At 60.2% G+C, this 15,652-nt stretch carries 11 protein-coding genes and 1 pseudogene; 9 read left to right on the forward strand and 3 right to left on the reverse strand.

Annotated elements, in window-relative coordinates; all coding sequences use genetic code 11:
• Positions 1–972: 972 nt before the first annotated feature.
• Entirely contained in the window at positions 973–1,575 is a 603-nt protein-coding gene (locus THIX_RS06020) for a hypothetical protein (RefSeq protein ID WP_233224717.1), read from the forward strand.
• A 155-nt stretch (positions 1,576–1,730) separates the two neighbouring features.
• Here the strand turns inward: THIX_RS06020 and THIX_RS06025 are convergent, their stop codons facing one another.
• On the reverse strand, positions 1,731–1,940 hold the full coding sequence (locus THIX_RS06025; RefSeq protein WP_146748459.1) for a hypothetical protein: 210 nt from the start codon (positions 1,938–1,940) through the stop codon (positions 1,731–1,733).
• A gap of 349 nt (positions 1,941–2,289) precedes the next feature.
• Here THIX_RS06025 and THIX_RS06030 point away from each other — a divergent pair, with 349 nt between their 5' ends.
• Together THIX_RS06030 and THIX_RS06040 are read left to right on the forward strand one after the other, a co-directional pair.
• Positions 2,290–5,928, forward strand: a complete 3,639-nt coding sequence (locus THIX_RS06030) for a hypothetical protein (RefSeq protein WP_146748460.1) — start codon at positions 2,290–2,292, stop codon at positions 5,926–5,928.
• 488 nt (positions 5,929–6,416) lie between these two features.
• Positions 6,417–7,010: a thioredoxin fold domain-containing protein gene (locus tag THIX_RS06040; RefSeq protein WP_112485500.1), complete on the forward strand. Its 594-nt coding sequence runs from the start codon at positions 6,417–6,419 to the stop codon at positions 7,008–7,010.
• Positions 7,011–8,042: 1,032 nt separating this feature from the next.
• On the opposite strand, the gene THIX_RS06055 is transcribed toward THIX_RS06040, so the two are convergent.
• Positions 8,043–9,005, reverse strand: coding sequence for an IS1595 family transposase (locus tag THIX_RS06055; RefSeq protein WP_112488203.1), 963 nt, complete (start codon positions 9,003–9,005; stop codon positions 8,043–8,045).
• Positions 9,006–9,227: 222 nt separating this feature from the next.
• Between THIX_RS06055 and THIX_RS06060 the strand changes: the two genes are divergently transcribed.
• The 6 genes and pseudogenes from THIX_RS06060 (at position 9,228) to THIX_RS24765 (ending at position 15,180) form a co-directional block, all read left to right on the forward strand.
• Complete coding sequence (locus THIX_RS06060) at positions 9,228–10,292, forward strand: SPFH domain-containing protein (RefSeq protein WP_112485502.1); 1,065 nt, start codon at positions 9,228–9,230, stop codon at positions 10,290–10,292.
• Positions 10,293–10,399: 107 nt separating this feature from the next.
• Positions 10,400–11,029 carry a hypothetical protein gene (locus THIX_RS06065; protein ID WP_233224423.1) on the forward strand — a complete coding sequence of 210 codons (630 nt, stop codon included), beginning with the start codon at positions 10,400–10,402 and terminating at the stop codon, positions 11,027–11,029.
• 73 nt (positions 11,030–11,102) lie between these two features.
• Positions 11,103–13,451 (forward strand): tetratricopeptide repeat protein, encoded by a 2,349-nt coding sequence (locus tag THIX_RS06070; protein WP_158540818.1) that lies wholly within the window; start codon positions 11,103–11,105, stop codon positions 13,449–13,451.
• A gap of 5 nt (positions 13,452–13,456) precedes the next feature.
• On the forward strand, positions 13,457–14,104 hold the full coding sequence (locus THIX_RS06075) for a hypothetical protein (protein WP_146748463.1): 648 nt from the start codon (positions 13,457–13,459) through the stop codon (positions 14,102–14,104).
• Positions 14,105–14,769: 665 nt separating this feature from the next.
• Positions 14,770–14,931, forward strand: a pseudogene (locus tag THIX_RS24760) (SAM-dependent methyltransferase); the annotation flags it as partial.
• A gap of 21 nt (positions 14,932–14,952) precedes the next feature.
• Positions 14,953–15,180 carry a hypothetical protein gene (locus tag THIX_RS24765; RefSeq protein ID WP_371412879.1) on the forward strand — a complete coding sequence of 76 codons (228 nt, stop codon included), beginning with the start codon at positions 14,953–14,955 and terminating at the stop codon, positions 15,178–15,180.
• 228 nt (positions 15,181–15,408) lie between these two features.
• Here the strand turns inward: THIX_RS24765 and THIX_RS23990 are convergent, their stop codons facing one another.
• Positions 15,409–15,618, reverse strand: a complete 210-nt coding sequence (locus tag THIX_RS23990; RefSeq protein ID WP_112485506.1) for a hypothetical protein — start codon at positions 15,616–15,618, stop codon at positions 15,409–15,411.
• Positions 15,619–15,652 lie beyond the last annotated feature (34 nt).

The raw sequence follows: 15,652 nt of genomic DNA on the forward strand, positions 1-15,652 counted from the left end.
TCGCGCGCTAGGGCGCGCGTCGTTCATGTTTTCGTCGCGACGTCCTGCAAGGCCACATGTCCATCCGCCCGGCTTCGCCGGTGCGAACCGCCGCCGTCCCAGGCCTACTCGCAAGGCCACTGTGTTGTCGACGTCGGCTCCAACTGTCCTGCCAGCAGCCGTGCCTCCGCAGCTGACCCTGTCTTTCAAGCAACTGTCCATCCGACCCCTTCGGCGCGGCAGCGACCTTTCCACGTGGAAAGGTCGCCTCGCCGCCCCAGCCAGCTGAGCCCTCCGGGGTTCCGGCGTTGGAAGCCCGGGGCCCGAGCTGCTTGCAGCTACGCGCCTGGCAGCGCTCGTTCAGTCTCTTCGAGGGGGCTGCGCTGGGACGGCGGCGGTTCGCACCGCCTCGCCGTGCCCGGTCGCGAGCAACTCTTCTTCCAGTGCCGCACCCTCGAGAGCGCTGTGACTTCTGCACGCAGCAGCAGCCCCTACGAAGGCCTCGGCTGGACGCCGAGCCGTCCGCCTGCTGGTTACACCAGGGGATAACCTATGGCACCGCCGGGCCGGTGGGGCTTGGATGACGTGCTGGACAAAGGCGAGAGTGCCACCAGATTGCCGGGCGCGGTGAGACAGCGATGCAGCGCGCCGCGTCACGTGATGCCAATATTGCGTGCCCCTGGGTCCATCTGCGCGGTGCCGTGGCCCGCAGTTGGGGCAGGGGCGTTACCACCTGCGTCGTTCAGCCGGGTAAGTATGGGCCCGCGCTCGAGGACGGAGGACGGCGAAGAGCAGTCCTGTCCCGTGAGATACCGGCCGTAACAGCTTCGTGACGGGGTATTTGGCACACTGCACTCACTTGCCCCTTCAACAAGGAGCCCTTCTCGTGCAACGACCCGTCCCGGTCATTGGGCTTGTCGGCGACTATGACGCCGATGTTCCAGCCCATCAGCCATCCCCCTTGCGCTTCGCAACGCAGGCCTTGCCTTGAAGATGGACGTGGTCTCCAAGTGGGTCCCGACCGAGGACATCACGGGCGGGAGCAGCGTCGCGGACTTCGATGGGCTTTGGTGCATCCCCGCGAGTCCGTACCGCAATACGGAAGGTGCCCTGCTGGCCATAGAGCACGCGCGACGAACCGGCACCCCATTCTTAGGGACTTGCGGGGGGTTCCAACACGCCGTCATTGAGTATGCGCGCCATGTTCTGGGGTGGACAGATGCCGAGCATGCGGAGACCGCCCCGGATGCACAGCGCGCAGTGATTTCTGCGCTCGAATGCGCCCTGGTGGAGGTCGAGGACTCGGTGCGCTTACTCCAGGGCACGCGCATTGCTGCCGCCTATGGCACAGACAGCATGACCGAAGGCTATCGCTGCCGGTATGGGCTCAATGCCCAGTTCCGCGAGGCGCTGCTCAGCGGTCCGCTGCGCGCCAATGCGCAGGACGCCAACGGGGATGTTCGCGCCATTGAGTTGGATGCACATCCGTTTTTCGTGGCAACGCTCTTTCAGCCTGAGCGGGCTGCTTTGAGAGGTGCACCAGTGCCCCTAGCCACGGCATTTGTGCAAGCGTGCGCGCAGCATGCCGCTCGCTAGTGGGCACGGCCCGCACCTATGGCGTTTTGCGCGACGCTTGCGTGGCACGGCTGGGCTCGGCGCGGCACCTTGCTCGGGGCGCCGATGGTGCAGGAGGGCTGCCCCCCTAGGGGTCCGCAACCTTCCGGCGCATGCGCTGGGAGGCCGAGATGCGCTCAGGCTGCCACGTACCGCATCCTGCCGCTGACCCTGCAGCTCTGCTTGATGACCCCGCTCGTCAGCAACTGCTGAACCAGCCCGCCCTGCAGCGCTGCGGACTTGCGTTGGTGGTGGATGCTGTAGCTGAGTGGCGCTTCGGAGACTTGCTCGATGTAGGCGCCGCTTGCGAGCAATCGGATGACCGCGGTGAACTGACTGGTATGCATGTTGACCTCAACTTTTTGCAGGCGCACGAACCCTGTGTCGTGCGCTTCAAGTTGAGGTCTGCGGGCGAGGTGCCCGCGTAGGGTCAGTTCATAGGGTGATTCTAGATGGACCGGTTGACTGTGCGAAGCCTTCTCTTGGACATTCAAGCCGTCTTCCGCGCTTAGTCGTGAACAGCGGGACTGGCGATTTGAGCTCCCCGATGACCACTACGCCTTGGCTGACGTAGGACCGTTTGTTGAAAAGAGCGGTTGTGCCAGCCGCGTGAACAGGTTGGCGCTGGTCCACTCACAGCGTGGCGACCACAGTACCGCGTAGCATGCACGGCTGCGGTATCAGCGAGGGGATGTCGTGTCGGGATACGAGCAGGTATGGCCGCTCGAAGGTATGGGGGCGCCGCTGAAAGTGCGTCACGAACTGGGGCAACTATTCGAGCGCTGGTTGTCGCGGTCGCGTCATCCACGGCTCATCGTAGGTTCGGATGGCATGGTCGACGAGCTGAGCCTCCTTGACCTGTGCGAGCACTACCGATTGGAGTATCCGGGTGGCGCTGAGGACGTTGCCAAGACCTGGGACGAGTCGGAGCAACGCATTGCAGAAGGCGGCCCGACTTTCAACGACCTCGTCCGCATGGGATGGGTTTTTTTCGACGGCGGCCGCTGGATTATGCAGAGTTCGCCTCTAGGCACGTCCTCGCACATCACTTACCCAGGTCCGAGCACGAAGTCGTTTCTGGAGGGGCTCAGCAAGGTACGGCTCGTCGCAAGAGAGGACACACCGCCCCCCACAAGCGCCAAGGCCCTTGCCGCCAGGATAGCGCCTGAAGAGTGGCTAGCCCAGCGCATCCCCACCAGGGACCCCGAATGGGTTGGGGGCCGACTTTGGGAGCGATTGTGCCCGCATCCTCTAGCTAGAGCCGAGGATGACAGTGGGAACAAGACCGAGGCAGCGTCTGCCGCCACGGGTGAGGCCTATGGCTTGCCAGAGGCGATAGAAGCGGACACGCGAGATGCCGACAGAGCCTTTCTCGAATGGTCTGCGTGGTGTAACGCCCTCGGCTGCGCTGGCAGGTGGGACATCGGCTGGGGCCCCACTCAAATGCAGTACTGCCGTGAGGCCGCCCATCGAGTCTTGAAACGCCAGGCACTGTGGGGTAACTGGGACAACGATGCCGCGAGCTACGCGGACGTGCTCGAAAAGACATTCGCAATTCCGCTGGACCGACTGCGGTTTGCCAGGATTCCAAGGACGGCGCCACCACGGACACTGGTTTCTCGGGTGGACTGGCTGGCAAGCCTTGAGGTCGAGCACCTCATGATGGAACGGCTCATTAGCCCGAGCACCGTGAGCTTTGCATTGAGTCTGCTTTGTGCTGAGCTCGATACGACGGGTATTGGTCCCGGTATCTCGGCCAAGGCAGGGACGGTTCTCTCGTTTGCAGCCGGTCATCCGATGGCATTGCAGCAGCTTCTGTTCCGGGTCAAAGCCGTTCCATCTCTTTTGGTCGACATGCTGCTGCACCCGCTCGTCGCCTGCCTGGCCGCTAGGTTGGTCATTGAGTGGCGCCAGGGAGGTGGGCCAGATAGTGACCGCAATTTGGCCCGTGAAGGTCAGACCAAGACGTTCGCAGTCCAAGACGCGCTATCGCTTCTGGCATACCACCTGGTCGGGCGCACGCTTGACCTCGAGGAGTGCGCGTCACTGGTGACTTGGTGCTACGCCGATGGCTCTGGTCGCGGGAGGGCGGTCGCCGATGCCAGGAGGCCCATCGGCCGTCAGCTTCTCGGGCTGGTCGCAAGGGAAAAGGAAGAAGTTCAGTCTGTGGTTCTGCAGCACCTCGTTGAGCAGGCGGCCTATGAGAACAACATGCCCCGCGCGCAATTTGCGGGTGTGCTTGACGGACTGGGATGCCTTCCGAGCGCGCGGGCTGCCGACGCTTCCGCTATCGTCGCTCTATATACCAAGTTTGCGCGCGACCTGAACTTGGACTGGACTGATGCAGGCAGTTTGTCCCCAGAACTGGCTGCACGACTTGTCGCAACGGCATTCGCGCAAGCCGCGCCCGAGCGAGACGCGCTGCTAGTCCCATTTGATAGCGCAAGGCTGCTGAGAGAAGTGCCGGACGAAGACAAGCTGTCTCAGCGCTCTACCATTGCCCGCACTCTGAGAGAGCACGTGCGGTTGCTCGCACGCGCCATGGCCGGTTGGCCCAACGGGGCCGTGCCTGCGGAACTCGCCGACGCATTGCAAGCGCTCGTTTCGCGCAGCGCTATTGAGCACGCTGAGAAGGGGCGCATCGGCGCTCTCACAGACAGGTACAGCCCAAGCCTCTTTCTTGCACGTGAGGAGGGCTCGCCGGCACAAGACCTAGCGGCAGCATGGCGCAGGCTAGATGGCACTCACCAGGAAGCGATGTTGCAGGCGCTTGCCCAGTCCGATGACCCGGTGCTACTTGCCGAGCTTTGCCAGCACTTGCCTGCTGCGGCGAAGACTGGCATCCAAGCGAGGTTGTGGCAGCTGAAGCCAGGAGAGGCTTCAACGCTTTGGACCTGGCCCGAGCTGCAGCACCGCATCGAGTGCTTGTTGGCCGCCGGCGAATACGGGCTTGCCCGCGAGCATTTGGATGAAACTGCGCAGGACTTGGGGCGCGCGCCGTCGCAGTTCCGACTTGGCCTTTTTAGCCTCGGGCTACGGCTGTTTCTGAAGGAGAAGAACTGGCCCGCCCTCGATGGCGCTACCGTTCCGTCGAACCTGGACGTGTTAACGACGCAGCAAGCGCAGGACCAACTTGACTTCTACAAGGCTACCTCCCAACTGTTGCGCCCGAACGGCAATTTGGCAGGCGCCCGGGTCGTGCTCCAAAGGCTTGCAGCGCGTCCCGGCGCGGCTTCTGCGTACAAGGAGAACCTCTTTGCGACTGCCATCCAACAGCTTCTAGGCCCCACCCTGCATCCGCTAACCGGTGAGGACAAGGTGACCGGCGAGGGTTTGCTTGCTGAAATCGATGCTGCGGTCGGCGCGAACGAGAAGGTAGCCATCAGTACTTTGCTCGCCAACCGCGCGCTGCTCTTGTTGGCACTGCAAAGACCAGTTGAAGCCTTGGAGAGTCTGGCTGCGCGCCGTCATGAAGCGCGAAGCCCGGACCTGGAACTCATCGCCGCGCTTGCTAGGAAGGAAATGGGGTCTCGCGGCGAGGCGATGGCGATACTGGACGCGGCCATCACAGAGTTCGGCCCTGACGACCGACTGGTTGCGGTCAAGAAAGACCTTCAAGCCGGTGTCGCGACGTCCAGCGTCGCTTCGGCATCGGTTGCTGTGGACGAGATTTCGTCCATCAGGGTTGCACTGCAGAAGTTGGCAGAGCTTCCAAGTCCCCAAGTCGGCGACGTACTTGGCCCGCCCGGTGGTGGGTTACAAGGGTATCTTGTGCGGGAGGTCTCGCGTGCCGTCGCCGCGCTCCAGCACATGTCGGTAATGCTACGCGACAGGAAAAACCCAGAGGACGAAGCGAAATTTGAAGACGACCTCAACACCGCCGTGCGAGAGGTGCTGGGAGCTCGGCTTGCCGTAGCCAAGTGGGATGTGGCTGACCAGTCACTTGGTGGAGCAACTTCAAACGCTAACCCCGGGAAGCGAGACGCTGTCATTCGGGTATCTGGTCAGGAAATCGCCATCTACGAGGCGCTCGTCTGCTCCGGGCTCGACCGGACTGAAACCAAGAAGCACTTCGACAAGCTGTTCTCATACGGAGTCTGTGACATCTACTTCCATGTCACCTACTCCTATGCGAGGGAGCTCAAGCCTCTCCTCGATTACGTCAGGCACATGCTCGAACATGAGGTTCCTTCAGGCCTCACATTCCTCCACTGCGAACCTCTTGGACCTCCTAATTGCGAAATAAGCGGCTATATGTCGACCTATCGCGCCGACCACCTGGAAGTCGCAGTGGTGTTCTTGATTGCAGACCTTCGGGTTCCCGGCCGCGGGTGATTGCGATGATTGCTCCAATGGCCCAGCCTACTGCACAGTCGCGTGGCGCTCGGGCGAGCTGACGATTACCTGGGTGCGTGGACCACCAAACAAGGTTGCAGTGTGAGCGTCGATGCAATTTTGACCCGCCGTGCCGACCCAATTGTGAACCGGGGTGGAAGCCGGCTTCTTGATGTGCATGTTGACCTCAACTTTTCGCGAACGCACGAGCTCCATGTCGTACGTTCCAAGTCGAGGTCTGCGGGCATTGCGCCCGCGGTTTTGGGGTCAGTTCATGCTGCGATTCTAGGGTGCTGTTGTCGAACTCCGGCAAGGTCACAAAGGTCGAAGAAAAAGGAGCATGAAGCTGCCGCTGTGACAGGCATGCCTCGGGCGCAGGCCAAGACCGCGTCAATGGGATGCACGGCCGAGGCCAGCGCCGAGCAAACCCCCAAGGCTTGCGGCATACTGCGGTGCAAATGGCTTTCTGGCAACGAGGAACTACACCGATGAATCCCTATCGACGCACTCTGTTGCGCGCCGCATGCGCCGCTGCCCTTGGCGCCAGCCTCATCGGCATTGCTCCACTGGCCATTGCGCAGCAAACGCAAAACCCCGATGCCGTGGAGGTGCTCGCCGACATGGGGAAGGCCACAGTCATTACCGAAGGCAAGGGGGCGCGTGTGCTGTATATCTTTTTCGACGCCAACTGCCCGTATTGCCATGAGCTGTACACCGCGCTGCGCTCCGAAGTCGGAAAGGACGGTCTGGAATTCCGCTGGGTGCCGGTGGCCGTGCTCACCCCTAGCAGCGTGACCAAGGGGGCGGCCATTCTGCAGGCGCCCAACCGCCTTGCGGCGTTCCACGAGAACGAGAACACCTATGGCAAGGGTTCCAACGGAAAAGGTGGCGGCATCACTCCGGCGACCAAGGCGTCGCCCAGCAGCAGCGCCATTCTCAATGCCAACAATGCCTTGCTCGAAGCCACCAAGTCTCCGGGTGTGCCCACCTTGCTCTACCGCAACAAGCAGGGCGACGCGATGATGATGGTGGGGCCGCCCAACCCGCAGCAGCTCAAGGAAATCCTCGCTAGTGTGAAGTAGTGGAGCGTTCGACAGACGGCGGCGGCGTAGGCGTGGAGACCACGCATCCCGACAGGCGGTCATGTGGACGCAGAGTCGACCGCTTGCGGGCCCGTCAATGTGATGGCCTGTGGTGCCATCGAGCTGGGCGCGCTTGGTGATGTGCTCGTCAATGGTGAGGGTGCCGTCGGTTACGCCGGCGAGTCGACACCGGGTTGTTGAGTGTCATGGACGAGCGTTGCCCGCATCGGTGTCACCGGGGTATTTCACCGATGCACGAGTAGAGCGCTAAGTCGGGGTCGTCGGGAGGGCGGAGGAGAGGTTACGCTCGTGCCAAGCCGCCACCGCGGGACGCATCCCCCAGCAGCCGACACAGCTCCGACGCCCGAGCCTCCTCGACGAGTTCTCGCAGCTCGTCTGCGGACATGCCTCTGACGGTCTCGGCCACGGCAGGGTACTCTTGGTCGCAGTCCGGCTCGCTCATGCTTTGGTTCTCATCCGCAGGGGTTCCACCGCAGGCAATGAGACGCCGGCAGGCCGGGGCACCGTCCGCAGGCGCCCCTGCTCGTGCAGGCTCTTCGCCGTGGCAAGCATGCGAGCCAACCTTGCCTGCGTCGCGGCATGCAACTCGTTCTTGTGGTCGTGCTTGAGTATTGCCGGCTTCATGGTCGAGGAGTTTAGGTCGCGAGGACCCGACGCTGTCCAGGGCGAACGCCGAACACTAGGCGCCGCGAGCAGGGTCGGCGCGTGTTTGGCCGACCGCGCAAGAGCTACGAAGGCTGTTAGAGGAGTTACGCGGTGGTCCCAGACCTGACTCGGGTGTCGACCCTGAGATGCCCCCACCTAAACCCTGCCAAATTCGCCTATACGCCATGCGCGGCCACCAAGGACGATGCCATTGTCACCCCTAGTACTCATGAAATTGTCGGCAACTCGGTTCGATAAGGCTTAGCCAAGCTAACAATGTGGACGACCTGCTGGCGCCACAGATGCATGTCCTCAAAAACGCCTAGTCCTCCCCAACCTTTCTAAAGCGCTTTGGCGCTGTTCGCGTTAGAGGTTGATGACCTGCTTTCCGAGAGCCGAGGCGAGGATGTCACGAGGCTCGGCGCCCCAGGTGCGCAGGCGCATCCACGCCAAGTAGAGGGGCAGGTTCTTGGTCGCCACGCCGCGTAGCTTGCGATTGACCCAAGTCTTGAGTCGCTCGTGATGGCTGTTGGCCGACTGCACGTGGTAGACGCCGTCCATGACGTGGCCATCGAAGCCGACGACCAGGCTCTTGGCCGGCACCCCGAGGTCTTTCTCTAGGCTCAGGAACGCTGAGCCTCCGTCGGTACACACGACCGTCTGCCCGCGCCGCACGACGTCGCGCAGCGCACGCGTCACCTCTGCGGCCGTCACGCGGGTCAGCAGCTTGTCGGTCGTGTACATCTGCCCGCGCAGGCGCCCCACCAATACAGGCGCCCACTCACTGGCCTTGCGCCCTGACCCGGTGCCTTCCCCGCCTCCTCGATGCCTCGGCGGACGCGGAAGGCTCCTTGAGCCCTTGTGTGAGATACGGAAGTACGTCTCGTCGACCTCCAAGAGCCCGCTCAGGGCCTTGGGCTGATGCTCGACGACGTTCTCCAGGAAGCGCAAGCGCCAACGGTGTGCCGTGCTGACGGAGACCGAGCACGCCTTGGCAGCCTGCCGAACCGTGAAGCCTTTGGCTAAGCATCTGGCGTAGGCCTCGAAGGTCTCACGTCGGCGCAGTCGCGCCAAGGGAGTGCCCGTCGCGGCATTGGATGCCTTGCCGCAGTCGCGACAGAGGTAGCGCTGCAGTTCGCCGCGGTGCCCGTTGCGAACCACCTTGACGCTGCCACAGTGGCGGCACGCCACGGGGCGCGCCTTCTCCAGCACCTCCAGGCCAGCTCGCCTTGAGCGGGCGGCCTTCAGCGCATCGCTGAGGCGCTCAATCTGCGCCATGGACAGCTTGTCCATGGACTCCAGCAACCGCTGGAAGGCCGTGCTTCGCATGCTCACCCCCTCGTGTCGAGAGCGAGATGGTACCGAAATCAACCGATAACGCGAACAGCGCCAGCGCTTTTGACCGGCCTTGATGCCCATGTCTGGTTAACGAACGCATCCGCTATTTGCACATAGATTACATTATTTTACAATATTCTCTTGATGGACTGGTATTCGCAAGCGCTAGAGCAATGATACATTTGCCGCAATAATCACAGCCCGGCGTAATCGATGGCCATCATTGACCTAGTCAAATGGGAGGGGACCCCACAGGTGTTGGCTTGGAAGTACCCAAGCCAAGAATTGTCGACATGGACGCAACTTATTGTCAATGAATCTCAGGAGGCATTCGTCGTTCGCGGCGGCGTCTACGACGGTCCCTTTGGTGCTGGTCGGCATACGCTGACCACAGAAAATTTGCCCGGCCTCCGAGGCCTACTGGGCCTGCCATTCGGTGGTCGCTCCCCTTTTACTGCCGAAGTCTGGTTTGTCAATAGGTTAACGAATTTGGATGTTAAATGGGGCACACCTGACCCTATACAGCTACAGGACCCTCGTTTTCAAGTCATGGTGCCGGTCAGAGCATTTGGGCAGTATGGCATTCGAATTGTTGACTCTAAGCGCTTCTTGCTTAAGCTGGTGGGTACTGTCACTGGCTTCGATGTTGATACGCTTTCCGAATATTTTCGCGGTGTATTTATTACACGCATCAAGACGGAAATCGCCTCTCTTATTGTTAAGCATGGCCTCTCGGTACTAGAAATATCGACCCAATTGGAGCCATTATCAAAAGGGCTGCGAAAATCCCTTGAGGCAGAGGTTGGTGAGTATGGGGTAGGGCTCGCGCAATTCAATGTCCACTCCATCAATGTTCCCGAAGATGACCCAGCCGTACGGAGCCTGAAAGCGGCATTGGCCAAACGCGCCGAAATGGGCATTGTTGGGTTTACCTACCAACAGGAACGAAGCTTCGACGTCATGCAAACAGCGGCAGGAAACGAGGGAAACTCCGGAACCTTGATGAACGCCGGTGTTGGCTTGGGTATGGGTCTTGCAGCGGCTCCAGCACTCGGCCAAGCCTTCAGCCAGATGGCAGTTCAAGTTCAGCCACACACGGCACCGCAGCCTCCAACATCAAGTCCGATAGCGAACGCTGCGGGCGGGTTCGTGCAAAAGGGTGGCACCGACCCCGCGGAGCGTATACGTCTGATTCGCGAATTTGCCGCGATGCGTGCTGAGGGGTTGCTCACTGAGGAGGAATTTGCTGAAGAAAAGCGACGGATTTTGGGCAATTGACAACTGATAAAAATGCCCGCTCGATAAGTGGGGTTTGGAGGTATATGCGTAGCGGAGGCTGGTTTGCTGCGGCGAGTATCGTCGTAAGTTTGACGGCCGGGGGAATCTTGGCGGTGCTCGTGCCGGGCACGCTCTGGAATGCGTCATCAGTGGCTGCGAGCGGTACCGTTGTCTGTACCTTTGCGGCTCCAGCGTTTTTCCCGAGACGCCCCGCCAACCCCGCGGGTGGTGACGCTTTAGCCATATGGCTCATTGGGCCCATCAGTGCCCTTTGGGTTTTGCTGCTAGTCATCGCCGCCTTCGCTCTTTTCTTTTCATTGAGCGGGCGGGTTCACTTCGCTTGGGCAGCAGGCATTGTGTGGCTTGGCGTTTTATTGGCGGCGGCAGCGTCGATGCGGGGAGCAACTCAAATCGTAGAGGTAGCAGCGGGGCAGATTCGACGGGCCGAGTTGGACGACCGTGCGAATTGGGTGGGAAGCCTAAAGATTGCCGCGATGCGATTTTCGTCTACCGAACTGGAGTCGGAACTTGAGTCCCTGGCGGAACGCGTGCGGTTCGCCTCGAACGAAAAGGTTGGCATAACGCCACCGGAGAACAAGAGAATCACCGCGCTGATTGACGAGATAAGAGGAGTCCCCGCGCGGGCGCCTGATGAGGTGAAGGCGCTGATAGGGCAAGTAGATGAGTTGCTTTTGACGCGAGAGCAAGCGTTGCAGCGCGCCCGCAGTTTCGGGTGATGGGCGATAAAGGGAAAGACGAATGAGTGGAGCTACTGAGGGAAAATTGAAATGCCACGGGTGTGGCGCAAGCTTGGAATACTCGGCAAGAGAGCGCTCCCTGAAATGCCCTTATTGCGGGGCTGTGACGGAAATTCCGAAATCATCAGAGAAGGAGACTCCAGGACAGGTCAAAGCCATTCTTCCTTTATCTGTCAGTCGGACCGATTTGGTAGATGCGGTCTATGAACATCTGGCTAGTGGGGACCTGACGCCGGATAATCTTCTTGAGCACGCGACCTTTACAAAAACGGAAAGCTTCTATGTGCCTGCCTACATTTTTACGGGCGATTTTGAGGCAAAATGGACCGCATCGTTTGGCTACGACCGGAAAGAGCAATACACTATTATAGAGGAAAGGAGGGAAAACGGAAGGACCACACACGTCCCTGTTACGAAGACAAAAACCGTAACCGACTGGAGGCCGGCCAGCGGAACCGACAGCGGTAATTTTTCTGTTGTCGCATACGGTGGAAAGCGATTACTTGATGCAACGGTTCCCGCGACCGACCTTGTGGAAGGCAGCGTTAAGGATGGAATCGTCGAATTTGACGCATCCTTCATAACGGGGGTTGAGCTTGAGGATTTCGCGGCCTCCGAGGCCGATATCTATAAGCATCGAGCAAGGCCGCAAATTAACAGCCTCATTGATAACAGTGTCGAGCAGCATGCGCAAGGCGACCGGCAAAAGGACTGGCATTGGACGGCAGAAATCAACAAGGAATGCATCAGTGCGCTGCTTCCGATTTGTCACGCTGTCTACGAATTCGAGGCTAAGGCCTACCATGTGTGGGTGTCCGGAAATAATGTTGCGAAAATCCGTGCGGATGCGCTACCGGTCGACAAAAAACGTAAAAATTCACTGAAACTCGGGTACCTTCCGTTGGGCGTCGCTGCCATCTCATCGGCATTCGCAGTCGGAAAGTTAGATGCGGCGTGGATGTGGCCGGCAGCTTCCTTGGCGCTTGCTCTTCTGTTCAGCATTATGCGACGAAGTGCCATCCTCGGGCACTCGCGAGCGCTGCGTCAGGCGTTGCTGGCAAGCAAGAGGACCACCACCGCAAATACGGCCGGCATGTCGACGGAGGAGCAGCAGAAGCTCGCAGAATCGGTGCGACGCCCTGGAAAAAGCTTGCTCGCCAATACCTCAATGGATGGGGTAGTCGTCCCGGTGCTTGCCCTTTTGCTTGGGGGTCTACCGTTCCTTGGGTCAATGACGTCCTTGGGGACGGCTTCTTCAACTCAAGACACAGTAGCCGATGCGAGTACAGCGTACTCGTCCGCCAACGCCAGTTCATCGGCATCAGCTCAAGTCGCGGCTGCCGATACGGAGGAAGTTTCTTCGGCCACCAGCGCCAGTTCATCTGCTATCGACAAGGCGAGCGGAGCTTCCGCGTCGGCGGTCCCGAAGGTGCCTGCGCAGCCAGTGCAGGAGGCCGCCTCCTCATCGACACCCTTGCAGGCCCAGGCACTCGCAGTCGCCTCGGTTCCTGCACAGGTGGCTACCCCAGCAAGCGCACCATCGCAAGCACAAACGCCAGCCCTTGCGGCAATACCGGCCCAAACCGCAGCTTTATCGCAACAATCGCCCACCCCGGCTGACCACCGTGTCGCACATTTGCTTAGTGAGGCGGCCATGGGGAACTGGCAGGCCGTGGACGCGGACGTTGCAGCAATGGCGGCTAATCCTCGTGTCGCTCCATCAGGCGATAGGTCGTCGAGCAGAGCAGCGAACCGAATGGGGCTGGCAGCACTTCAGCGAGGCAATACAGGCGCCGCAGTGAGCGCATTTGAGCAGGGCCTGCACGCCGACCCTTCGGATATTGAGGTACGCAACAACTACGCCTACGCCCTCATCAAGGCCCTACGCCCGCAAGATGCGGTAAGTGAACTGGCTACAGTTTTGGAGGCCGTTCCTACACGCACTTCGGCCTGGGCCAATCTCGCGGAGGCACTCTCATCGATTAACTCGAACGAAGGTATAGCAGCGCTGAAGTTGGCCGTACATTTCAGTTCGAATCGCGATTACACAAGAAGGGCGCTTCAAAAAACCCTGGATACGGCAATGAGTCCCGGGTATCGAGCTATTGTGTCCACCGTGCTGGCGCAATTCGACAACATTCCACCTAGCACAGATAATGCGCAGGCCGTCGCGAATGCAGCGCCTCCAAGCCCCGCCATCGGTAATAGCCGAATTGTCGTGGTCGTGCAGCGAATTCTGGCCGACGGTCGGATGTGTTTTAACAACAAGCAGTACTCTTGTGCAATTACCGACGCGAAGAATGCGCTTAGCATAAGCCCCAATAATACCGTCGCCATCCAGTTGAAACAGGCGGCGGAGGCGGCTCAAGCCCAGGCATTGCATAACATTCAAATTCAATAACAAACATGAAACGCTCAGCCAAAGTTGTATCCCTTGCGTTAGCGCTCTCACTGGGGGCATGTGCAATGAATCCGGCCACGCAGGTGGGCAAAAACACTGGCAATGTGCAAACTTGCAATCCAATTGCGGCAGCTCTCGGTGGAGCCTTGGTCGGAGCACTCTTGGGTGGCAGCCATGACCGGGCGGCGGGAGCGGCCGCAGGAGGGCTTCTGGCAAGCGCTGCGTGCATGGCGGTCAATTACCATGCACGACAAGTTAAGACGGCTCAACAGGTCGACCAGGAATGGCAGGCGCAAAACGGTACCCTTCCCGAGCACGCCACGCTAACGCGGTATGAGACGAAATTAGAACCCTCAGCGACGGTTCGAGGCGGTGGGGAAACGAACCTTGTTTCTTACATCGAAGTCGCAGAGGGGCAAGACCATAGACCTCCCGTAGTGGAACAGATAATTGCTTTGTACGGACCGGACGCCAAGTTGCTCAAGAGTGTTCGCAAGACACCGTCTGCGAGCGCTAGCGCGGGCGCGTTCCAATCGGACTTCTCGCTCACACTCCCACAAGGAGTTCCGCAAGGGGTGTACACCATTCAAAGCGCTGTGTACGTCAACGGCGCGATGGCCCGGACGGCCGTTTCGGAGTTGCAGGTCGTCTGAACGCTGGACCGTGGCGGAGCCGCACTACGGGCAGGTCAGGATGGATTCAAAGGTGATGCTGGTCTGGGATGTTTTACCTCTTGATAAGGCCCCGGGGAGGCCCGGCAACGACGGCCAAGGACCTCGGCCTGTGCAGAGCAGTCAGCTGTAAGCCTACCGGGGCATGCCTGGCGACGTGGTGGTCGATGGCGAGAGTGCCCACAGGTCTATCGGCGCTCGTGCCAGCAGTGCTGCCACCGTAGGTATCACGTGGTGGTTCTCTTCGCTATCACCATGTACACCGTGCACAGTTTCGCGCGGTTACGCGTTACAAGAAATCCATGGGAAATCAGCGCGCCCCGGACCTTTATCTCGATTGACGGATGCGCCGTCCATTCCTTCATGACTCCACGGACGATACAGGACTCATATATTCTCGCAAGTCATATCAGCGCCGACACTTGAGGAAGGGGTTTATATGCAATCCAAGGAGCACTGGGAGCAGGTCTACACGACCAAGGCTGCGACCGGCGTCAGTTGGTTCCAGGAGCATGCTCACCAATCCGTTCAACTCATGCACAAGACCGTTGTGGCGAGGGCGCGGTCATCATTGACGTTGGCGGAGGCGCCTCGACGCTAGTCGACGACCTGCTCAGCGATGGCTATTCAAACCTCGCCGTGCTTACCTGTCCGAAGCCGCGTTATCCACGGCCAGGGACCGCCTTGGTGCACCAGCAAGTGAGGTCACCTGGCTTGTCGGCGACATCACGAAGGTCGAACTTCCGCGACACGCCTACGCCGTCTGGCACGACCGGGCCGTCCTCCACTTCCTCACCACGCGCGAGGAGCGCGAGGCCTACGTCCAGGCTGTGCTGCGCGCAGTCAAGCAGGGCGGCCACGTTATCGTGGCAATGTTTGCCGAAGACGGGCCAGAGAAATGCAGTGGTTTGCCGGTCATGCGCTACAGCGCAGATGGGCTACAGGCAGAGTTCGGTACTCCGTTCACACTGCTGAAGCAGGAACGCGAGGAGCATTACACGCCGGCTGGCGCCGTTCAGAAGTTCATTTACTGCCTGTGCCGCAAGGAGCCTAACTGAGCGCAAATGCCGGCCACCGATGCGGCAGTGACTCACAGAGTCGGCACGCGGACTTGAGCATCGCCACACGACATCGATGCGATTCACTGCAGCATCTCGCGCAGCCAAGCCGCCCGCACAGGCATAACTGAAAAGAGCCAATCAAATTATGGCCGCTGCAGTGAACGGGATTGCATGCGCGCAGTGACGCAGTGGCACTTCCAAAAACGTGCCACCGCCTCACCGCTGCTATGGACCGACGTACCGCATCCGCCCACTGACCCTGCAACTCCGCTTGATGACCCTGCTTGTCAGCAGTTGCTGAACCAGCCCGCCTGAAATGGGCGCCGAGTCACGCTCGTGGTAGATGCGGTAGCTGAGGGGCACTTCGGAGACTTGCTCAATGTAGGCGCCGCTTGCGAGCAGGTGGACGATTGCTTTGAACTGACTGGTGTACATGGTGACCTCGTTTGGTGCGGACGCACGACCCCTG

Origin of the sequence: Thiomonas sp. X19 (assembly GCF_900089495.1) — a bacterium.
In the GTDB taxonomy this organism is placed as follows: Bacteria; Pseudomonadota; Gammaproteobacteria; order Burkholderiales; family Burkholderiaceae_C; genus Thiomonas_A.

Bases quoted from the DNA above. Each gene is read 5' to 3' on its own strand.
- THIX_RS06020 (WP_233224717.1), top strand. From the start codon at position 973: ATGGACGTGGTCTCCAAGTGGGTCCCGACCGAGGACATCACGGGCGGG.
- THIX_RS06025 (WP_146748459.1), bottom strand. From the start codon at position 1,940: ATGCATACCAGTCAGTTCACCGCGGTCATCCGATTGCTCGCAAGCGGC.
- THIX_RS06040 (WP_112485500.1), top strand. From the start codon at position 6,417: ATGAATCCCTATCGACGCACTCTGTTGCGCGCCGCATGCGCCGCTGCC.
- THIX_RS06055 (WP_112488203.1), bottom strand. From the start codon at position 9,005: ATGCGAAGCACGGCCTTCCAGCGGTTGCTGGAGTCCATGGACAAGCTG.
- THIX_RS06060 (WP_112485502.1), top strand. From the start codon at position 9,228: ATGGCCATCATTGACCTAGTCAAATGGGAGGGGACCCCACAGGTGTTG.
- THIX_RS06075 (WP_146748463.1), top strand. From the start codon at position 13,457: ATGAAACGCTCAGCCAAAGTTGTATCCCTTGCGTTAGCGCTCTCACTG.
- THIX_RS23990 (WP_112485506.1), bottom strand. From the start codon at position 15,618: ATGTACACCAGTCAGTTCAAAGCAATCGTCCACCTGCTCGCAAGCGGC.